This is a genomic window from Paenibacillus sp. MER 99-2 (genome assembly GCF_023714095.1).
Classification (GTDB): Bacteria; Bacillota; Bacilli; order Paenibacillales; family Paenibacillaceae; genus Paenibacillus.
On record NZ_JAMAUZ010000011.1, the window covers coordinates 79335 to 100366 of the forward strand.

General features: G+C 46.5%; 18 protein-coding genes. 14 read left to right on the plus strand and 4 right to left on the minus strand.

Annotation, left to right across the window (positions count from 1 at the left end; all coding sequences use genetic code 11):
• Positions 1 to 83 precede the first annotated feature (83 nt).
• The 13 genes from M3636_RS26595 (at position 84) to M3636_RS26655 (ending at position 14489) form a co-directional block, all read left to right on the plus strand.
• Entirely contained in the window at positions 84 to 1184 is a 1101-nt protein-coding gene (locus tag M3636_RS26595) for a D-alanine--D-alanine ligase (protein ID WP_145410044.1), read from the plus strand.
• A gap of 57 nt (positions 1185 to 1241) precedes the next feature.
• Positions 1242 to 1565, plus strand: coding sequence for a hypothetical protein (locus M3636_RS26600; RefSeq protein ID WP_145052337.1), 324 nt, complete (start codon positions 1242 to 1244; stop codon positions 1563 to 1565).
• A gap of 127 nt (positions 1566 to 1692) precedes the next feature.
• Positions 1693 to 2694: a UV DNA damage repair endonuclease UvsE gene (gene uvsE, locus M3636_RS26605; RefSeq protein WP_145410043.1), complete on the plus strand. Its 1002-nt coding sequence runs from the start codon at positions 1693 to 1695 to the stop codon at positions 2692 to 2694.
• 107 nt (positions 2695 to 2801) lie between these two features.
• Complete coding sequence (locus M3636_RS26610) at positions 2802 to 3665, plus strand: inositol monophosphatase family protein (protein WP_285859233.1); 864 nt, start codon at positions 2802 to 2804, stop codon at positions 3663 to 3665.
• A gap of 108 nt (positions 3666 to 3773) precedes the next feature.
• Positions 3774 to 4067 (plus strand): hypothetical protein, encoded by a 294-nt coding sequence (locus tag M3636_RS26615; protein WP_251384529.1) that lies wholly within the window; start codon positions 3774 to 3776, stop codon positions 4065 to 4067.
• A gap of 200 nt (positions 4068 to 4267) precedes the next feature.
• Positions 4268 to 5596 carry a stalk domain-containing protein gene (locus tag M3636_RS26620; RefSeq protein ID WP_251384530.1) on the plus strand — a complete coding sequence of 443 codons (1329 nt, stop codon included), beginning with the start codon at positions 4268 to 4270 and terminating at the stop codon, positions 5594 to 5596.
• Between the two features lie 231 nt (positions 5597 to 5827).
• Positions 5828 to 7615: a sensor histidine kinase gene (locus tag M3636_RS26625; RefSeq protein ID WP_251384531.1), complete on the plus strand. Its 1788-nt coding sequence runs from the start codon at positions 5828 to 5830 to the stop codon at positions 7613 to 7615.
• Complete coding sequence (locus M3636_RS26630) at positions 7590 to 9143, plus strand: response regulator transcription factor (RefSeq protein ID WP_251384532.1); 1554 nt, start codon at positions 7590 to 7592, stop codon at positions 9141 to 9143. The genes M3636_RS26625 and M3636_RS26630 overlap by 26 nt, the downstream gene beginning before the upstream one ends.
• 221 nt (positions 9144 to 9364) lie before the next feature.
• On the plus strand, positions 9365 to 10648 hold the full coding sequence (locus tag M3636_RS26635; RefSeq protein ID WP_145410037.1) for an ABC transporter substrate-binding protein: 1284 nt from the start codon (positions 9365 to 9367) through the stop codon (positions 10646 to 10648).
• 324 nt (positions 10649 to 10972) lie between these two features.
• Entirely contained in the window at positions 10973 to 11875 is a 903-nt protein-coding gene (locus tag M3636_RS26640; RefSeq protein ID WP_128100236.1) for a carbohydrate ABC transporter permease, read from the plus strand.
• 2 nt (positions 11876 to 11877) lie between these two features.
• Positions 11878 to 12717, plus strand: a complete 840-nt coding sequence (locus tag M3636_RS26645; protein WP_128100237.1) for a carbohydrate ABC transporter permease — start codon at positions 11878 to 11880, stop codon at positions 12715 to 12717.
• Positions 12718 to 12761: 44 nt separating this feature from the next.
• The gene (locus M3636_RS26650; protein ID WP_285859234.1) at positions 12762 to 13991 is read left to right on the plus strand and encodes a rhamnogalacturonan acetylesterase; all 1230 of its coding nucleotides are present in this window, start codon (positions 12762 to 12764) and stop codon (positions 13989 to 13991) included.
• A 78-nt stretch (positions 13992 to 14069) separates the two neighbouring features.
• Complete coding sequence (locus M3636_RS26655) at positions 14070 to 14489, plus strand: sensory rhodopsin transducer (protein WP_251384555.1); 420 nt, start codon at positions 14070 to 14072, stop codon at positions 14487 to 14489.
• 99 nt (positions 14490 to 14588) lie between these two features.
• On the opposite strand, the gene M3636_RS26660 is transcribed toward M3636_RS26655, so the two are convergent.
• From M3636_RS26660 to M3636_RS26675, 4 genes are all read right to left on the minus strand, one after another.
• The gene (locus M3636_RS26660) at positions 14589 to 15761 is read right to left on the minus strand and encodes a Ger(x)C family spore germination protein (protein ID WP_251384556.1); all 1173 of its coding nucleotides are present in this window, start codon (positions 15759 to 15761) and stop codon (positions 14589 to 14591) included.
• Positions 15762 to 15778: 17 nt separating this feature from the next.
• Entirely contained in the window at positions 15779 to 17248 is a 1470-nt protein-coding gene (locus M3636_RS26665; RefSeq protein WP_251384533.1) for a spore germination protein, read from the minus strand.
• The gene (locus M3636_RS26670) at positions 17229 to 18335 is read right to left on the minus strand and encodes a GerAB/ArcD/ProY family transporter (protein ID WP_251384534.1); all 1107 of its coding nucleotides are present in this window, start codon (positions 18333 to 18335) and stop codon (positions 17229 to 17231) included. Before M3636_RS26670 ends, M3636_RS26665 begins: the two co-directional genes overlap by 20 nt.
• Before the next feature lie 125 nt (positions 18336 to 18460).
• A complete protein-coding gene (locus M3636_RS26675; RefSeq protein WP_251384535.1) occupies positions 18461 to 19402 on the minus strand; it encodes a DMT family transporter in 942 nt (313 codons plus the stop codon).
• Between the two features lie 123 nt (positions 19403 to 19525).
• On the opposite strand from M3636_RS26675, the gene M3636_RS26680 reads away from it, so the two are divergent.
• A complete protein-coding gene (locus M3636_RS26680) occupies positions 19526 to 20905 on the plus strand; it encodes an aminotransferase-like domain-containing protein (RefSeq protein ID WP_251384536.1) in 1380 nt (459 codons plus the stop codon).
• Positions 20906 to 21032 lie beyond the last annotated feature (127 nt).

Here is a 21032-nt window from a genome sequence, read left to right on the forward strand (position 1 = left end):
AAGTTCAGTACAGAATAATAACGGTGCCTATCGTGATTACGGTCATGAAGAAGGCATGATGCACAGATAATCGGAGGTTACGCATGAGTATGGATAAATTAAAAGTAGGCGTCGTTTATGGCGGGAAGTCTGGCGAGCACGAGGTATCGCTGCAAACGGCGTTTGCTGTAACAAATGCATTTGATTATGAAAAGTATGAACTTGTTCCTTTTTATATCTCCAAGCAAGGTACATGGAAAAAAGGCTCTGTGATGCATGCGCCATTTGCGCAGATCGAAGATCTGAAGCTGGAACAAGCTGCTGGCGGAACGCAGGAAGCGCTGAACGCGCTATTCGGTCGCTTGTACGGCGGAGAAGAAGCATTGGACGTCATGTTCCCGCTGCTGCATGGCACATTCGGTGAAGACGGAACGATCCAAGGTATGTTCGAGATGGCAGATATGCCTTACGTTGGTGCGGGCGTACTCGCTTCAGCGGGTGGTATGGACAAAGTTGTAATGAAGAAGTTGTTCGCACAGGCGGGGATTGACCAATGTGCCTTTACTTATTTTAACGCAACACAATGGAAGCAATCTGAGCACGAAATGATCGTTCAGGTGGAAGATCAGCTAGGTTATCCATGCTTTATCAAACCGGCAAACTTGGGCTCCAGCGTGGGCATCTCCAAAGCACGCAACCGGGATGAATTGAAAACGGCTGTTGAATTTGCACTTCGTTATGATACGAAGGTGGTTATTGAGGAATTCGTTGAAGCACGTGAAGTCGAGGTGAGTGTGCTAGGAAACGATGAGCCGATGGCTTCGGTGCCAGGAGAAATCGTATCCTCTGGTGAATATTATGATTATGCGGCGAAGTACATTGACGGACAATCACAGATGTTAATTCCTGCACCACTCGATCCAGAAGCAGCAGATCGTATTCGTGAAGCGGCGTTGCAGGCATTTCGTGCAATCGAAGGCAATGGTATCTCCCGCGCGGACTTTTTCATTCGCAAATCGGATGGAGCCTTGCTTATTAATGAAGTGAATACAATGCCAGGGTTCACACCGTACAGTATGTATCCGTTGTTGTGGCGCGAGACAGGTGTAGCGTATGCAGAGTTGCTAGATCGTATGATTGAGCTTGCTTTGGAGCGTTACAACCGCAAACAGGCGCTGAACTACGAAAACGGCGTGCAAGCATAATTTCGGATTTTATAAAATGAACTTATTATTTACACGCTAATTTAAGGAGGGATAGGCATGGGATTTCAGACTGAATTCAATTCCGTATGCAAATTCAAAAGCGAACAAGAACTATTCGAACTACTTGAATATGGCCGTGGCAAAATGGTAAAACAAGGCTTCCGGGTATTCCCTACCGGACAGAAAGTCATTGCGTACACACCGGACAATGTGGCAGTTGCCATCGTGAAGATTGTTGCTTCCATTGCGGAGATTAATTTCCAAAACCAAGAGGTGACCGAAGTGGAGATGCAACTCATCCGTAAATTAACGGAAGAAGAGTCACGCATCCAGACTGCACTTGCCGACGAGATGTTTTTTGGAGAGCAGGCGCAGGGTTAATCAACCGATTTGGTGCCTGAGCGATTATGGTCTTTCGTTTAGGGTAAAACTTGGTTATATACAAGTTGGCAAAGCTCGGCGTATATCAGTCGGGCAGAATTGCCGCCCATAGAGAGGAAGAACTTTCATGCTCGTGCGTTTTGGTTACGTGGCTATGTCTGTGCTTGTGGAGAATGCTTCACCGTCGCGCACAATGACCATGGCCAGCTTCAAAAAGATCGACGACAGGCAAGCAGCCATTCGTAAGCTGGAACGGATCGCGGCTGAGAATCTACACAATACGTTACGATTACTCAGACATAATCGCGGGAGTCATATTCATGTCTATCGTTTCTCCTCCAAATTAATTCCGCTCGCAACGCATGAGGATCTAAGTGATTGGGATCCATTTCCGGCACTGAAATCTGATTTTGCAGCGATAGGTGATTTTGTGAAGGAGAACGAGATGCGTGTATCGTTTCACCCGGATCATTTTACGGTACTCAGTACACCTCGTGAGGAAGTGCTACGTAATTCGATCAAGGATCTGCGCCATCATGTGCGGATGCTGGATGCAATGGGTCTGAATGCAACTGCCAAGAACAATATACATATTGGTGGTGCATATGGGGACAAGCCTTCTGCAGCACTTCGTTTTGAAGAGAACTTTATGAAGCTGGACAGGGATATTCAAGAGCGGATTACGCTCGAAAATGATGATAAAACTTTCAATGTGCCTGAAACTCTTGCGGTGTGTGAACATTTGGGGTTACCGATGGTACTGGATATTCATCATCAGTGGGTCAACAACGAAGGGGAAAAGCCTTGGGAGCTGTGGCCTAATATTTTGAAAACATGGACGTCACCACTTGCACAGGCAGATTCTCCAGCGGATCGCCCACTCCCACCTAAGATTCACGTATCTAGCCCGAAGAGTGAGAAAGACCTGCGTGGTCATGCGGACGGGGTAGAGGTTGAGCCATTGCTGGACTTTTTAAGGCACATTGCTGCAGATACCCCTGCGCTGGATGTCATGATAGAGGCCAAACGTAAAGATGAAGCATTGGTTCAGTTGATGCAGAAGCTAGCATTCTATCACGAAGAGGGCGTGGAATGGGTGGACGAGTCAACGGTCATTATTCATCCCTAATGCCAAAAGAGGCTTAGGCAACCAGAAACTTTACCGCTGGTGAGGCGTATACTTTTATCAAGTATTTTAATTTTTCGTAGATTGATATAGAAAGTAGAGTGAACGCTTTGAATGAGAAGGAAAAGACACCTTATGTCGTGACAAGCAAAAGCTATACTGCCGTCGCCATCAATGCAGCTTCCAAAGCTGGAGAGTGGATCAAGAGTCGCCTTGGAACGGTAAGTGAACTTGGAATCAAGTATTCTCCGCAAGATCTGGTAACCGAAGTGGATAAAGGAGCGGAACAGATGATCCGCCGCCTCATTCTTACCCATTTTCCAGAGCATGCTATTCTGGGTGAAGAGGGCGTGGAGCCAGGACCTGAAGCTTCGGCTAGAGCACTCCAAGAGATCCAAGATGAAGAGTACCTCTGGATTGTTGACCCTGTGGATGGCACGACCAACTTCGTGCATGGATTTCCGTTCTTTTCGGTATCTATCGCATTAGCGCATCGTGGTGAAGTCATTGTAGGTGTTATCTACGATCCTTCACGGGATGAATTATTTGTAGCTGAAAAGGGAAAAGGCGCTTACGTTCATGGTAATCGTATGGGCGTATCTGGAGAGCAAGAGCTGGCACATAGCCTTGTTGCGGTTGGCTTCCCTGCTGATCCTAACTATACTCTGCCGATTAATATGGCTGCTGTACAGGCACTTGCACCACAGGTGCGTAACTTACGTGCTGGCGGTTCGGCTGCATTACATCTGGCTTATGTTGCTGCGGGACGACTCAGCGCTTATACGGAAATCGGACTGAAACCATGGGATATTGCAGCAGGCGCATTGCTCGTTGCTGAGTCTGGTGGCACAATCACAGATACGGTTGGAACACCGTACGATCTGTCTGTTAGCCACATCGTAGCAAGTAATGGCAAAATTCATGACGCCCTGACAGGTGTACTGAAGGAAGCCAAAGCTACAGGCATGGAGTAAGTGAATTAAACTCATGTATGCTTGAATACGTTGAAGGCAACTGAGGATAACAGCGATCAGAAGATTGTTCTGTTCACGAAGTGAATTCAATCAAAGGAGCGAATACCAATGGATGAATCCAAAGAACTGGAACAACGGCTCAGAGATATGCTGATGGAAGGGGACATGGAGGACTCCGGCGATGCTGATCAGCGTGAACGCCAATTGATTCCTCCCAAATATGAAGTGCGGATTCAGACGGAACGCGACCCCATTGTCGAAGAAACGTTAAAATTCCGGCAATTAGCACGTGAAGTAGATGATCGTTATGATCGTTATCTGGAGCGAGCTACTGGGAACAAACCGGATACAGACACAGGGGATTCCAACCGTTCTAAAGATCCGGATCCGTCGCAAACTTAACTAACGACCAATGAATATATGAACGAAATAACAGGTTATCCCATCCGGGAAGCCTGTTATTTCATGTGCATCACCAGTAGTTGGGACAACCTCTACTTTATAATGATAGAATAGAACCACACGCACTTATGTCATTAAAGTGACTGATATTTTATATAATCGTGTAAATGATAGATTCGCGAAAAGGAGTGTTAACGAGAATGAAGCGTAAACGTACATGGGGAAATACAGCAGCAGGATTAACAGCGAGTATGTTAGCCGGAATGTTGCTCTTAGCATCATCTGCATTGCCTGCATATGCAGCAGAGGCAGGTACAAGCACATTACCAGCGAGCACAAGCGAAGCATCCTTGCCAGCGAAGAAAGACGCAGTCGCGGTAACGAAGGAGTTTCGTATCGTAACCTTGGGAGATTCCATCACTGTAGGATACGAGCCTAATCTCAAACAGCAAGACCAGCCATATGGTTATGTAGAACGTTTGCAGGAGCAAGGCTTGCTTCATGGCCGTGCACAAGTGGATAACTACGGTATTGCTGGTTTGAAGAGTAGTGGTCTGAAGACATTCACGACGGCAATTAAAGAAGGCAAAACGCTCACGTCAGAAGCGATTCAACCAAGTCTGCCAGACCCAAGAGCAGGACAGATTGGAGCGAATACCGCTGCCATTCGGGAGAGTATTGCTCAAGCGAATCTAGTAGCCATTACAATTGGCGGTAATGACGTATCGGAGTTGCTTGGTACAGCCAATAAGATGAGTGATCAGGAACTGCAAGAGAAGGTCAAAGAATTACTTACAACCTATACAGCGAATATTAATGCAACGATCACTGATATTCATGAGATTAACCCGACAGCTCGAATTGTGATTGCTGATCAGTATCAACCAATGCCAGAGGTAGCAGGTAAGGAGCTTTATGCTAAACTCATGGAGGCATCCAAAGGCTTCACAACAACGATTGATGGGATTGCAGCTCAATTTACGGCCCAAGGGGTCAACGTACAAGTAGCTCATGTAGCGAAAGAGTTTATCGGTGGCGAAGGTACGATGACACATATGATCAGAGATCGTGATTTCCACCCGAATCAATTGGGATATGCATCGATTGCTGAAGTGTTTTCCAAAACTATCTGGGGCAATTATACCAAATTGACAGCTCCAGCAGCAGGCGAGCCAATGAACATTATCGTCAGCGGCAAAGCGCTAAATACACCGTACAAACCAATCATCCGCAGCGGCAAAAACTTTGTAGCCATTCAGGATATCGTGAATGCGGTTGGTGCAACAACGGTTTGGGATAACAAAACGTCTACCGCTACAATTACGTATGGTGATCGCAAGGTTGCTGTGAAGATTGGTGCAAATGCGGTTCTAGTTAACGGAGCATCGGTGAAAGTGGACACACCTGCCTTCCTGAACAAAGTAGGCAAAGAGTCCAAAACATACGTACCTCTTGCTATGGTAGCAGAAGGTCTTGGATTTGACGTGCAGTATCTAGCGAAGCTAAAAACAGTATTTGTGAATCCGTAACCGTTACTTCGCATCCGAATAGACAGATGGTCTCCCTTATTTCCATAGGGGAAACCTCTGTCTATTTGTCTTTTTCTAGGCACATCGTGAATAGATTGTTTCATGACTCCAAAAGTTGAATAAATATGACTTGTCATCTGACCATGGATGTGTAAATATGAAAATAACTTACAGTAGTTCTACACGCCATAAGAAGCACCGTACCCTTTTCCAGTCAAAGGAGCGCGTTGGATGAGGAAAATTAAGAACGCTTTCATGACGTTGCCGATACAACACAAAACCATTCTTCTCATCGGGCTTTTGATGTTGGTCAGCTTCACCTTTTATGTCTCTGTCCTGCGATATGTCTTTAGCATCTATGACCGACAGATCTACGAGAAATCATCACAGGTTCTTAATATGTCTTCTGTAGGCATCGAGAATCAGCTTCGCGAGATCGCAAATCTATCCTTCAAAGTCATGTCAGACGAACCGCTACAGCAATACCTGCTACAGTTGGAGAAGGCGGAGACGGGATACGAGAAGAACGGTCTGCGCAAGAAAATCACGAATCGACTTGTAGCTTATGCTGGTTCAGAGAAATACGTGTACTCTATGATATTTATTGATAATGATAAAAACATTATGGCTGCGGGAAACCGGGAAGGTGTCTCTGAATCGATGCAGAACGAGCTGGTTGTGCTCGGTGAGCAGCATTCAGGGGCAAACGCATGGTATACCGGCGGGGATCGTCAAGCGAGATTGTTGTCGGTGAGACAGGTAAAATCCTTCATCGGGGGTGCGTTTACGCTCGATAAGCTGGGGACATTAGTGATTCGTGTTCGATTGGATCGTATTGTCCAGGATCAGATGCAGCATCCGGCAGAGGATTCTCAGCTACTCATTACGGATGGCAAAGAAGTCATCTATCCAACTGAACCCTCAGTCAGTGAAGCCGAAATTGAGTCGGAGCTGAAACGCATTCAGCCGTATGGCATTGCAACGTTTGAACAGGGAAGGAATTTTGTTGCCCGTGCTCACTCCTCTTACACGGATTGGGTATACCTGTATATGACGCCCTTTGATCAGATGTTTAAGCAGGTTCAATTTGTCAAACAGCTGGTAACGGTCATTTTCATTGTCATATTCCTGGCGGCACTTGTATTCGGATTCCGGTTCTCGCGTAGCATTACTCAGCCTATTGCTCATCTAATCAAGAAAATGCGCAATATCGAAAAGGGTGATCTCGACAAGCTGGAGGAAGCTGCACTCGGTGATATTCCGTCTTCCCCGCAAAATGAGGTCGGCTTGTTACATCGAACCTTCAAAATGATGCTACAGCGCATTCGTGAATTGATTGATGAGAATTATGCCAAGCAGCTCGTGATTCGTGAGACAGAGTTGAAAGCGCTTCAGGCACAGATCAACCCTCATTTCTTATATAACACCCTTGAATCAATCAATTGGCTCGCCAAAGTTCAGAAACAACGTCAAATCTCTGAAATGGTGGAGGCGCTAGGGTTTTTGTTACGGAGCTCTGTGAACATGTCTGAAAAGTGGATAACGCTCGAAAGGGAATTGGATATCGTTCGCAGCTATGTGACCATCCAGCGTACACGCTTTGAGGAAAGGCTGGATTTTGACATGGAGATTGCTCCTGAAGTGGGCACAGCTCGGATTCCGAAGCTGACATTACAACCTCTGGTGGAGAACGCCATTCATTATGCACTGGAGCCAAGCATAGACCCTTGCCGTATTCGTATCCGAGCGAGGGCAGAGGGTGATAAGGTGATTATTGAAGTGGAGGATGATGGCCCGGGAATGACAGCTGAGTTCCTACAACAATTGCAGGAGGGGCAGATTCAGACAAGAGGGCAGGGCATTGGGTTATCTAACATTCAAGAACGGATCAGACTGACCTTCGGTGATGAAGGCACAATGGTCATGAGCAGCAGCCCTGGATCAGGAACTGTAGTATCGATCAGCATACCTTGGATTAGAGAGGACGATGACGATGTACAAAGTGATGCTCGTAGATGATGAGCGTGTCATTCTAGAGGGGATTTCCCAGGTGGTCGATTGGGCAGCGGCAGGCACGGAGCTGGTGGATACGGCGAGAAATGGGATCGAAGCATTGGATAAAATTGGGCAATCCCGACCTGACATTGTCATTACGGATATTTCAATGCCAGGTTTAGACGGTCTTGGACTTATTGAAAAGGCGTCTGAGGCCTACCCTGATCTGCGGTTTATTATGTTGTCGGGTTATAAGGAGTTCGAATATGCCCGCAGAGCTATGCAATATGGGGTGAAGCATTATCTGCTGAAACCTTGTAATGAAAACCAGATCCATGACGCCATTTCAGAGCTGCTACAGGAACAGCAGGTTGCCCAGGTGAAGGAGCATGTAGCGGGAGAGATGAAGCAACGTCTGGAACGGGTTCTTCCACATGTGAAAGAACAGTTTCTGCTAGAATTCATGACAAATCGAACCTATGGGCCAGGGGATCTGGAATATTATCAGGAGCTGTTCGATCTGGAGCTTGAGGGTACTGAAGTGCGCCTGTTGCTGTTCCGAATTGCAGATGAGCATGATTATAGTCATTTATTTGCAATCAAGAATATCGCGAACGATCTTCTCCCACATGTCATGTTAAGTACAACGATTGAAGGAAAGCTATTGATTTTGCTGAAGGATTCCGCTGATGCAGCTCCATTACAGGAAAGTATCGAAGAAGTTCGGGCTACATTTACCCGCTTGTATAAATTACAGGTGACTGCTGCACTGAGCGAAGCAGATCGAATGATTCAGGCTCGGCGTTTGTTCCGTGAAGCACTGCAATGTCTGAATCATCGCTTTTTCATCGGAGAAGGGAAGCTCATTACGAAGAACGACCTTGTATTAGCGGGGGAACGTGAAGGTATTCATGTGGAACAGGATGCGGATCAATTGTGTCAATTAATCAAGTCGGGGAATGCCGAAGAAACAGCAGCTGAAGTAGATCGTCTGTTTGATCTGTTATCAGAGCATCAGCTGGAGATTGAGGTTACCCGCTCTTACGTGGTGCAATTGTATTCGGCAATGATTCAAGTCTGTCCGCCCGAAGAGGCGACGGAATTCACTCAGCGGATGGCAGAGCTGTCTCATATTGATACGTTATCTGGTCTGAAATCTTTTGTATCCAGCAGTGCGGCTCGGTTAACCTCGGGTTACTACAAGAATCATATTAGTCGTCAATCTTCGGCGGTGGAGAAAATGATGGATATCGTAGATCGTCATTACGGTGAAGCGGATCTCTCGCTCAATGGCGTAGCACATCAGATGTTATATATGAACCCGGACTACTTGGGGAAAATATTTAAAAAGGTGACCGGTGAAAATTTCTCCAACTATGTGAATCGTCTGCGGATTGAACGGGCGTGTGACCATATTCGTAGAGGCGGGGATGTAAAAGTATTTGAGCTTGCTGAATTATTCGGCTTCGGCGGCAATTCTCAATATTTCAGTCAGGTGTTCAAAAAGTGGACGGGAATGACACCGACTGAATTCCGTAGATCCGGCACGTAACAATTGCACACCGATCCTGTGGTGACAATATGGGGAGGACGAACAGTGCCATAAGGGGCAATGTCGTCCTCCTCTGTTTTTTGAACCAACAAGACGGATTTGTGTATTCAACTCTGCGCGTACATTTGCGAAAATGACAGTATCAAGTTTGTGAAAGCGTTATCAGGAAAGAAAAGGTAACCCGTTCACACAACCATATCAACATAAAAGGGGAGATTGGCATGGTGAAAAAGGCAATATTCCTGATGATGGCTGCTTTGCTCGTTTTTACAGCGGCATGTAGTTCAGGCGGAGGAACAGAAGGTTCATCCTCGGATGGATCGGTTAACCTACGAATCGCTTGGTGGGGTTCAGATGCACGGCATGAATACACACAGAAGGTCATCGACCTGTACAAAGAGAAAAACCCGAATGTCAAAATCGACGTGGAATATGCTTCATTTGATGATTACTGGAAAAAGCTCGCTCCACAAGCAGCAGCAAGTCAATTGCCGGACATTGTGCAGATGGACATCTCTTACATTAGCCAGTATGCACAGAATGGTCAGCTAGAAGATCTGGCTCCTTATCTAGGCAACCAGATCAAAGTAGACGATGTCTCTGAGAATGTTATCAGCACTGGCGTAATTAACGGCAAACAGTATGGTGTGCCTGCTGGTGTTAACGTTCTAGGCTTCCAATACGATCCGGCATTGCTTCAAAAAGCAGGCGTGGATGCCATTCCGGATAATATGACTTGGGAAACCTACGAAGAGCTGGGTAAACAAACCGCAGATAAAGGTCTGTATTTGGATGGTGGGGTAGCGCCGGATATCTTCTTCCACTACTTCCTGCGTACGAAAGGACTGTCATTGTACAATGCGGAAGGAACTGGCCTTGGTTATGACGACGATAAATTATTCGTTGAGTTCTTCGGACTTATGCGTCGCATGATTGAGCAAGGTGCAGCGCCTACTCCAGATATCGCGAACCAAACCAAAGGCATTATCGAAGAATCCGATCTTGTCAAAGAAAAAGGAATCGGTGTATGGCAATGGTCGAATCAGTTTGTAGCCTTGCAACAAGTAGCTGACCGTCCACTTGCAATTGCACCAATGCCAGGTCCTGATATGGAAAAAGGACTCTATATGCAGCCAAGTATGTATTGGGGTGTAACGTCCAACTCGAAAGTAAAAGAAGAAGCGGCTAAATTCATCGATTTCTGGGTGAACGATGTAGAAGCTAACAAATTGATCAAAGGTGAGCGCGGTGTGCCAATCTCTGGAGCAATCAAAGAAGCGATTGCACCTGAACTGAGCGATGCAACCAAACAGGTATTTGAATTCGTAGCATCGATGGAGCCAAAAGCTTCTCCAATGAGCCCGCCACCACCAGTAGGTTCACCTGAAGTAATCTCATCCCTAGCAGATGTTGTTGAAGAACTGAACTTTGGCAAAATCACACCAGAGCAAGCGGCAGAGACATTCCGCAAAAATGCTGAATCTGTCCTAGCCAACAATAAATAACAGTTGAATGATTGCTTGCTCATCCCGGGACTGGGATGGACGGGAACAGGGCTACTCGCTTCTGCGAGGGCCTTTCCCCGTCCAATCATCACTAGAAAACCAGTCGTAGCGCAAGCAGATCTATGAGATGTTGTTCAAAAAGTCCGCTTTTGATTACGATGGATGCCTGACGGCATCTCAGCATCGAAGATGAGATTCAGCCGAAATGTCCGTTGCTCACGTAGTTTTGCCTACGCTCCGCTACTCCATTTCTATCTTCATCCCATCTTCTCGGTACTGAAAACCGTCGTTTTTGAACACGCACTATGAAGGAGGTTCGTTCCATTGAGACAGTATTCGTCGTTACGTAGAAACCTGACCGGATATGCGTTTATCAGCCCGTTCATTATTGGCTTTCTGGGCTTTACGCTGATCCCCATGTTTGTTTCTCTATATATGTCATTCACGAGTTATAACTTGTTCACTTCTCCGCGCTGGATCGGGCTCGACAACTATTACAAAATGTTCTTTGAAGACCCGAAATACTGGAACTCGGTTAAGGTAACATTCCTGTATGTATTCATTGGGGTACCGTTAAGGTTGATTTTCGCCCTCTTCGTAGCGATGATCCTGAATACTGGCTCTCGCATGGTTGGAACGTATCGTACCTTGTACTATCTGCCATCTATCATCGGTGGTAGTGTAGCTGTATCCATTATGTGGCGTAACCTCTTCAGTAATGAAGGTGTCATTAACAGTGCACTCGTAGCAATCGGGGTGGGGCCAATAAGCTGGTTCGGTGACCCTGATGCATCCCTCGTGATGCTGATCTCGCTGTCTGTATGGCAGTTTGGTTCTTCCATGCTGATCTTCCTAGCGGGTCTCAAAAATATCTCTCCTGAGATGTATGAGGCAGCGGGCGTGGATGGAGCGAATCCGATTCGTAAATTTTTCAGCATCACCTTGCCACTCCTCAGTCCAATTGTTTTGTTCAACCTGATCATGCAGACGATTGGTGCATTCATGACGTTTGTACCTGCCTACATCATCTCCAAAGGAGAGGGTGGTCCAATGGACGGTACAATGCTGTACTCTCTGTACCTGTTCCGTCAGGCGTTTATGTTTAACAACATGGGTTACGCTTCGGCAATGGCCTGGATTATGTTGCTGATGATTGGTTTGCTTACTGTAGCCGTATTCCTGACATCCAAATTCTGGGTGTTCTATGAATCCGAAGGAGGGAAGTAACGATGGTTTGGAGAAATGTGAAATGGCCCATTTATCACCTGTTCGTTGCAGCACTGGCCCTCCTGATGCTCTATCCAGTACTCTGGATGCTGTTTAGTTCCTTCAAGGAAAGCCGCACCATCTTTGTTACAGCAGACACGCTCTTCCCAACAGAATGGATCTGGAGCAACTATGTTGATGGTTGGAAAGGTGCTGGCGGTAGACCGTTCATGGATTACATTACGAACTCGCTTGTCATTGTTATCATCTCAACTATTGGTGCAGTGATATCATCATCATTGATCGCTTTCGGTTTTGCCAGACTCAACTTCAAAGGACGTGCCTTCTGGTTCTCCATTATGATGTTGACTCTTATGCTGCCACATGACGTTGTACTCGTTCCTCAATACATCATTTTCACGAAGCTTGGTTGGCTGAATACGATCCTGCCGATCGTTGTTCCTACATTCTTCGGGATGCCGTTCTTCATCTTCCTGATGGTGCAGTTCATTCGAACCATTCCTAAGGAATTGGATGAGGCAGCTACGATTGATGGATGTAACAAATTCAGGCTGTACATTCAGATTATTATGCCACTCATCAAATCATCACTGGCTACTGCCGCAATCTTCTCCTTCTACTGGAGATGGGAGGATCTGCTAGGTCCAGTATTGTACCTAAATTCACCGGATAAATACACCGTTTCGATGGCTCTGAAAATGTTCCTGGATAGCGAATCTGCCTCTAACTGGGGAGCGATGTTCGCGATGTCCATCGTCAGTCTCGTACCTGTTGTAGCTGTGTTCTTCATCTTCCAGAAACAAATTGTACAAGGGATGAGCACCAGCGGTTTGAAAGGCTAATTGCACGCGTTGGAACAGAACGCTGAACAAGGAGGCTATTTCCATTGAATAATGCTCAGGATCGTCATGCCGTTGCTCCGGAGGCAACGGCAGAGAACAACGAGAGTACAGCTACAGCATGGAAGTTTAAGTTTGGCCCTGGAGAATCAATAGAAGGATACAAGGCGGTATCTTCGAATACAATTTATGAGACTCATCAGGGATTCGGATTTGAACAAGGCTCCATCGTGTACGAGAAACAACGGATTCATGAGAATGAGTCATCACGAGGGGCTAATCGCACTCAAGGTAGTGGGGAGCCGGTTAACCTGGCCTCCCAATTACGTTCAAGCTTCTGTATTCCAACGAAAGCCTCCTTTATCATGGATGTGCCGGATGGCACGTACCAGATCATGATGCTAGCAGGAGATGAGCTGGCTGAGACACGTACCCGTGTCAAAGCTGGAGAAGGCAGACTGATGGTGCCAACCATCCATACGTTGCCAGGGCAATGTGCAGAGGTTCGATTCTCTGTCGTTGTTCGAGGCGGCAAGCTTCGCTTATCCTTCTCTGGCCCAGCACCACGAATTAATGCATTAGAGGTTACACTTGCGAACCAGACCATGACGGTATTTCTCGCAGGGGATTCCACGGTTACGGATCAACCCGAAAGTGGCTACCCCTACTGTGGTTGGGGTCAGTTGTTACCTGCTCAATTCAAACACGATGTGGCTGTAGATAATCACGCGCAGTCAGGGCGCAGTTCTCGCAGTTTCATTAATGAAGGACGCTTAGATGCCATTCAGAGGAAGATCAAGGCAGAGGATTTTCTCTTTATTCAATTCGGACATAACGATGAGAAGCCAGATCCTAGTCGGGGAACGAAGCCTTTCACAACATATAAAGAGCATTTGAAAAAATATATTGATGTCGCCCATGAGGCGGGGGCTCGTCCAGTGCTGGTTACTCCCGTTCATCGTCGCTATTTCGCAGACGACGGTACGCTGACAGATACGCATGGCGATTATATCGTAGCTGTACGTGAACTAGCGCAAGAGGAGGAAGTACCGCTAATTGATCTTGCTGAGCGAAGCCGTCTTATGTTCGAGCAGACGGGTATAGAGGGTACCAAAGAGGATTTTATGTGGGTGCTGCCTGGTGAATTTATGAATTTCCCTGCAGGTGTTGAAGACAACACGCATTTTCAAGAGCGCGGTGCTCATCGTCTTGCTCAGCAAGTGGCAGAAGCCATCCGTGAGTTGAGACTACAGCCATTACAGATGTTCTTGCGTTAGGCGAGAATTTTAGCAATGAAGCAAGAGCCGATCGGAATCAATCGGAAGGACTCAGTTCAAGACGAGGAGGTAGGCATCGTGGGAACGAATCAGACGAATGTCACGAGCGATAATACAGGAAACAGCGCAGGGGGAGCGAAAGGCCATACATATTGGGTGATCCCCGACGGATACATTCCGCCAGATAGTAGCGGTGCATTGGAGAGCCATGAGAGCATCTGTGTATTGAATACAGGCACGGAAGATGCTGAACTTCAGATCACCATTTTCTTCGAGGATCGGGAACCGTTGGAGCAGATCGAGGCAACGGTACCTGGGCGGAGAACGAAACACATCCGAACAGCTTCATTGCAAGCAAATGGCGAGTCGATTCCACTCGGAGTTCCCTACGCCATAACGGTGTCCAGCAATGTGCCGATCATTGTGCAGTACAGTCGATTGGATACGACGCAGCCTGAACTAGCATTGATGAGTGTTGTTGCTTTTCCGATAGCTTAGATAAATAATAGTGGAGCAACAAAAAAGTTAGAACACTAAAATGATAGCACACCAAAAGACGAACCAATCGCCCTCTAAGTAAGGGAAATGGATCGTCTTTTATTTGGAAGCATTATATTTATAGGTGCTTGCATTCATAATATCGACACGAACATCCACCTGACCCAGCTTGAATTGGGCGAGAGGATTAGCTCGTTTATTGGCGTGTGTAGCCCACAAGGGATGGTCATGTCGGTATAGATACTCGACCAGGCCATAGGTATCTATTTTCATCGCCTGTGTATGTCGAAAGGTGTGTCGTATCTCGTTCTGAATTTGCTGCGCAGCTTCTTTTTCCAACATGCGTTTGGATTGATGTGTGCTATGGTCTTCAATGATCGTACCTTTAACGATTGTCTTAAGATCAAACTGAACCCCAGTTCCATTCTTCTTTGCTCGGATCACCGTTCGTGGATCACGGAGCATGAGGGATAGACTGGGTGTTTTTTGCTTGTCCGAATAGACATACAGTGGATACTGATAGACCTTGTTGTAGTTGACATATCTTGCTCCTGCCGCATGATTTGCGTCTACTCTTCCTTGATTCTGCCCACCTGTGATAACGTAAAATCCATTCATTTGAACGAGGGAGGGCCTCCGATCCTGGTTTGTCCACGTGTGATTTGTATTGGTAACAGAAGGAACAAGGACGGTGGACGCGGGTTCCCGGAATCCATCAAGAAGCTGATGCATGCGAATAGGCTCAAATGCTGAATATTGTTTATATAGCTTAACCGGCTCGAATAACTCGATCGTCTGTTCAGATTGGTTTAGTAGAGCGGATGAAGAGAGCAGATCTTTCATATCATCCTCCGTTCCGTAAATCCAAGGGGTATAACGAAGTTGCCCGGAATGCATCAGTGTATCGAAGATATCCTCTAGATGCCCATTCAGCGCATTTTGGGATAATACGATAGCCTTCACATGGGTCCATAACGTCTGCTGCTGAGAACTGCGGTACAGATCGTTGATCGCCATATTCAGTGTTGCTCCTTCACCTTGACCGATCCAGATTTGGCTCCCTTCACGAGAGGTAGGTCCATCCTGCTTCGCAATGCTCGAAAAATCAATCAGTTGTGCATAGGCGACATAATGATCTTTGACATAATCAATACCTAGTGCAGTGATGAAATTGATGCTCTGAACTTCCTTCGAATCCCAGCAGCCAGATAGGGGAATAGTCATAATAATGGCGATCAGCCAGAGCCCTATTTTTTGAGTAAGACATGTCATATACTGCACGGAGCACCTCATGAATCTCCCTTCTTTCGAGTGGTATCTTGGGTATGAAGAGCCTTAGGGCGTTGTTTGCGTTTCAGTGTAGGCAGCATCGATACGGATTGAGTAAAATCACCAGGGATATAAGGCGATACAGGAGACAGATACGATACGCCATAACATTCTAGGGACACCAGGTGTACAATCAGAGCGAAGAAACCAATCATGAACCCAAACAGCCCAAGTACAGAAGAGAGAACCAGCATGAAAATTCGGATATGTGAAGTGGCTCCGCTTAGAACGGAATTCACAAGAATGTAGCTAGAGATGACAGAGATCGCCACGGTAACAATAATGGTGGGGGAGGTTATTCCCGCCCGAATAGCCGCATCCCCGATGATAAGTCCTCCAACGACACTGACTGTCTGTCCTAGTGCTCTGGGAAGTCTACGTCCAGCTTCATTGAATAATTCAAACATAAAGATCATTAAGAAGGCTTCTAGTGTAACCGGCATAGGTAATCCCAATCGAGTACCTGCAATGGTCGCGAGCAGAGGTAGTGGGATCTGTTCCAGATTGAAGCTTGTAAGTCCGATATAGAAGGCAGGAAAAAAGCAGGCGATTAATAGCCCCGCAATGCGAAGAATCCGCTCAAAGGTCACGATAAAGAACGGAGTACTCTCGTCTTCTGGGGACTTCAGCTGATTGAATAAGGTAGTAGGTGCAATTGTCGCTACTGGAGAACCTTCAATAAGCACGGCAAAGCGACCATTAAGGATGGAATCAACGACGTAATCAGGACGTTCAGTGCTATCTGTTAAAGGAAAAATACTTTTGATTCCGCCCATAACGGCCCTTTCCACAAGCGAGGTTCCGAGAACTCCATCAATCTCAATCTGATTGAGATTGTGACGAGCTTCGCTTAGAATATCCGGGTTAATAATATCGCCTATATACAACAGTCCCATGGAGGTTTGTGTCCGGGTTCCTTTAACAATTTTCTCATAACACATCGAGTCGCTTTTTAGACGTTTTCGAATAAGGGCAATGTTGGTGCTAAGCTCTTCGGTAAATCCATCACGGGGCCCTTTGACCGAGGTCTCAATGGCGGATTCCTCGGGTGTACGACCCGGAATAGAGGCAATGTCCATGCTATAAGCGGGATGCCCCTGCCCGAAGAAAAGGACAAGTTGTCCACTAAATACGAGGCGATTAATGTTGGGCACATCTTGTATATTCTGAATGGAGCTTATGGAGAGCCCTAGTTGTGAAGGTAATGGTATGTCTGCATCGAGTCTAGCCTGTTCTAGTCGAGGGACAACATATTGATTAATTTGTTTGGTGTCGGTTAAGCCCTCGCAATAGACCAAAATAACAGATAATCCAGCTGGCTGATTAGAAGGATAGGCTTGTACAACAACGTCTGCACATGAATTGAATAACTGCTGTAATGAAGCGTATAGGGACTCTGGGGATTCGGAGTTAATCGGTGTGTGCTCCATGTTGTTTTCTCCTCTGAGCGCGTGAACTGAACCACGCAGTGAAAGTGGCGACTACAGCAAGGCTGCTCAGATATAGCACGTTAACCGGGAAAATAACATGTACGAGCAAATATTCGAACGTGATATCATCCAATGGATGTAACATCGTCATGATAAAAACGACAGTGAGCGCGCTAAAGGCAGCTTTTCTTGTATAGGCGTTTTTAATATTCCATATCTCCACCACAATATACATACCGAGGGATATCCGTGTAAATGAACCTGCGAGCCACTGGTAGATCGAAAAAAAATCCGTTTGGGCTATATACTTGCCCAGGGAAGCAATGCGCCATTCCTCAAAGGCGGGATAACGCATCTTGGCCGCCTCATACGGATCAAATTCCACGATTGCTCCGATCAGTGGGCCTAGTGTTAATCCTACGATGATGCAGGCGAGTAATAGATACTGCCACAGGCGAATGCGAGAACGCAGATGAGGCTGAATATACCAGATAAACAATAACTCAAACATGCCAGCCAGGCAGTACAACGTTCCATTCATGACAGGCGACCACCCATGCTCAAGCACAGGCAGCAAGCGGCTGTAGTCCTTGTATTGCATGTTAACGATAGCTACATAGAAGCCAAGCAGAACCACGAGCGGAAGCAGCAATCCGGCTGTGAACGCCAGCGTGCGTATACCTTTATAAGCGGTGTAGCCACACACAGCCATCAACGCGATAGTCGTTGCAATTACTGGCGTATCCTGCAGATAGTTTGTTTTGGTCCATGTGGTCGTATCATGCAAAGTGAAATAGATCAAGGACAGGAAAAAGAGGCTGTTTCCGATACGAAACAGCAGACCGATTGGTTTACCGAGATGATTCGATAACCAGTTATTGAAGGTTTGATGCTCAAGATGCCGGGAGACGTAGGCAAGCATGAGAGTGAATAACAGGAAGGGGCCTGCAGACAGCAGAACGGATATCCACGCATCTCGTTTGGCAGCCGTGAGAAGAGCAGGGATGATCAATACGTGACTGACAAGCCCCACCGTTAACATCATGAGCATTAATGCTTGCAGGAATGAAGGCTGGGTTGGTTTCATGCTGAGGGAACCTCACTTACTTATAGATTATCTCAGCAGTGTTTACTTGAATCCTGTGCTTCATACAAGTGAGTGGTACTTAGGTCAATGTATTTGCTTAATTTCAACAACGAATTAACGCAACATCAGGCTCTGAGTTCAGGTTCTAGACTGCGCTTCCTACCACTAATGTTGGTGCCAAGAACACCTGCAATAATGAGCAATGCTCCGATAAAATGATAACCACTAACCGGCTCATGTAGAACCCAAGCCCCGCCTGCAATCGAAATTAACGTGGACAGATTGCTGAATACACTCATCTGCGAAGCCTCCAAATGGGTCAGTGCGTAACTAGCAAGCAAGGTAGAGACCATGGTTGATAGGATCGCCAGGTAGGCGATCGAGCCCAGATAAGAACCATCCCCAAGTGGTTTGACATAATCCGATAATGTTCCCATTGAAGTATGGCGAATGACAGATGTGGCGTTGAAGACAATGGCTCCAACCATCAAGGTTACCCACGTCAATTCCATCGGTTTATATTTTTGCGTCAGGGGTCGTGCAAGAACACCATAACCTGCAAAGCAAATGGTGGAGAGCAGAAGTAGTGCAATGCCCTTAAAATTGCCGAGAGACATTGCAGTACCTTTCATCAAGAAGATGTAGATCACACCAGCCACCGATAACATCAGAAATAGCTTTTGCAACGTTGTTGTTCTTTCCTTCAGAAAAACAGAAGCCAGAATGAGTGTGAATACAGGAGCCATGGCCTGGATAATACCAGCTTCTGATGAATTTGATGAGACAAGCCCAAAGGTCTGGAATGCAAAAAATAATACAGGAGACAGAAGACCAAGTGGGATAATCCGCAATAGATCTCGCCACGTGAGTTTAATCCGAATCCATCCCAAAACAACAGGTATACTGACCACGAACAGGGACAGGGCAAATCGGTGTGCTAACACATCAATTGGATGAGCGATATTCACTGTCATTTTGGCAAATAAAAAGGATAAGCCGATAATAGCCGCATAGACAACCGCTGCCACATAGGCCAAACCTTGAGTACGAGTAGGGGATTGTTTCATGTCGATTCCTCCGCTTAATTCATAAGATCATGTTGACCCTATCAATATACTGCCGGGAAGAACGTGTTACAATGAACATAAATAAAGACTGTACCGGTACAATTGTGGAGGTGCGAACTTGGAATGAAGAAGAAATATGAAGTTATCGCGGAGTCCATACAACGTTGGATTCAGGAGCAGTCTCGCGAGCAGAATACAGGGCAATGGATGGATAAGGGGATCAGACTTCCAGCAGTTCGGACTTTAGCACAGCAGCATCGATGTAGCATCAGTACCGTGATTAGAGCGTATGAGTGGCTTGAGGAACGACATCTGGTGTATGCGATCCCTCAGTCTGGCTATTATGCTGTACAGAATGGTGCAGATGTAGATGATGGTGAATGGAATGAGCCGCTGGATTTTGCCTCCGCTGCACCTGATCCACGGGTATTTCCTTATTCCGATTTTCGCCATTGTGTAGATCAAGCGATGGAGAAGAAACAGGCTGATTTATTTCTGTATGGGACGGAGAGAGGTCTGCCTTCACTCATTCAGTTAGTACAGAGACAGTTTGCCGATTATCAGGTTTTTGCCCATACGGATCAGTTCTTTATCACATCAGGGGTACAGCAGGCACTTGCAGTGCTCGCACTAATGCCTTTTCCGAACGGAAAGCAGCGAGTGCTGCTCGAATCACCGACGTATCACAATATGCCTTCACTATTAAGTGGATTAAACGTGCCGATTGCAGGAGTTGAGCGCTCACTAAGAGGATTGGACTGGGATGAATTAGAACGCCAATTCCGAGAGGGCGATATCAAATTCTTTTATGTCATGCCACGATTTCATAATCCGCTTGGAACATCACTGACAACGTCGGAGAAGAAACGGTTAATTCGGCTCGCCGTGAGGTACGATGTATACGTCGTTGAGGACGATTTTTTGGCCGATCTGGAAGATAATTCGAAGCAAGACCCTTTATTTTCCCATGATACGGACGGACGGGTCATTTATCTGAAAAGTTATTCCAAAATTCTGTTTCCGGGTCTGCGCATAGGCATTGCGATCTTGCCCCAGAAGCTTACCTCTTCCTTCCATATGTACAAAAAAATGCTCGATATTGACACCTCCGTATTGTCTCAGGCTGCACTAGAGATTTATATAAGCAGTGGCATGTTTGCCCATCATGGCAAAGTGATTCGCAATCGCTATGCCGCGCGCATGCGTGAGGTTCATGAGCAGTTAGATGTTTATCCTGAATTTGGACCTTTCAAGGAAGCGCCGCGTACAGGAGGGGAGCATACGGTGCTGCCCCTCCCGGCCAACATTCCGCTCAAGGCATTGTTGACTCGTTTGGAACAGTATGGAGTTCTGGCAGGAACTACAGAGCGTTATTACCCGGAGGGGATGCACGGGGATAAAATGCTGCGATTAAACATATCCAACGTGCCGAAACAGCGAATCGCAGAGGGAATCCGAATAATCGCAGAGCAGATTACGAGGTTACATGTAGTCCAGTATTAGAATGGATCAGATAGAAACGCAAAAAAAACAGGCGTCGTAAACGGTCACCATCACCGTTTATCGACGCCTCTAAGGCGTGTCTGAGAATTCCGAAGGACGCAGAGTTTGCCGAGTTTTTAGACACGAC

Excerpts from the sequence above, each read along its gene's own strand:
- M3636_RS26595 (WP_145410044.1), top strand. The coding sequence starts at position 84 with ATGAGTATGGATAAATTAAAAGTAGGCGTCGTTTATGGCGGGAAGTCT.
- M3636_RS26600 (WP_145052337.1), top strand. The coding sequence starts at position 1,242 with ATGGGATTTCAGACTGAATTCAATTCCGTATGCAAATTCAAAAGCGAA.
- uvsE (WP_145410043.1), top strand. The coding sequence starts at position 1,693 with ATGCTCGTGCGTTTTGGTTACGTGGCTATGTCTGTGCTTGTGGAGAAT.
- M3636_RS26615 (WP_251384529.1), top strand. The coding sequence starts at position 3,774 with ATGGATGAATCCAAAGAACTGGAACAACGGCTCAGAGATATGCTGATG.
- M3636_RS26620 (WP_251384530.1), top strand. The coding sequence starts at position 4,268 with ATGAAGCGTAAACGTACATGGGGAAATACAGCAGCAGGATTAACAGCG.
- M3636_RS26625 (WP_251384531.1), top strand. The coding sequence starts at position 5,828 with ATGAGGAAAATTAAGAACGCTTTCATGACGTTGCCGATACAACACAAA.
- M3636_RS26630 (WP_251384532.1), top strand. The coding sequence starts at position 7,590 with ATGTACAAAGTGATGCTCGTAGATGATGAGCGTGTCATTCTAGAGGGG.
- M3636_RS26635 (WP_145410037.1), top strand. The coding sequence starts at position 9,365 with ATGGTGAAAAAGGCAATATTCCTGATGATGGCTGCTTTGCTCGTTTTT.
- M3636_RS26645 (WP_128100237.1), top strand. The coding sequence starts at position 11,878 with ATGGTTTGGAGAAATGTGAAATGGCCCATTTATCACCTGTTCGTTGCA.
- M3636_RS26660 (WP_251384556.1), bottom strand. The coding sequence starts at position 15,761 with ATGACATGTCTTACTCAAAAAATAGGGCTCTGGCTGATCGCCATTATT.
- M3636_RS26665 (WP_251384533.1), bottom strand. The coding sequence starts at position 17,248 with ATGGAGCACACACCGATTAACTCCGAATCCCCAGAGTCCCTATACGCT.
- M3636_RS26670 (WP_251384534.1), bottom strand. The coding sequence starts at position 18,335 with ATGAAACCAACCCAGCCTTCATTCCTGCAAGCATTAATGCTCATGATG.
- M3636_RS26675 (WP_251384535.1), bottom strand. The coding sequence starts at position 19,402 with ATGAAACAATCCCCTACTCGTACTCAAGGTTTGGCCTATGTGGCAGCG.
- M3636_RS26680 (WP_251384536.1), top strand. The coding sequence starts at position 19,526 with ATGAAGAAGAAATATGAAGTTATCGCGGAGTCCATACAACGTTGGATT.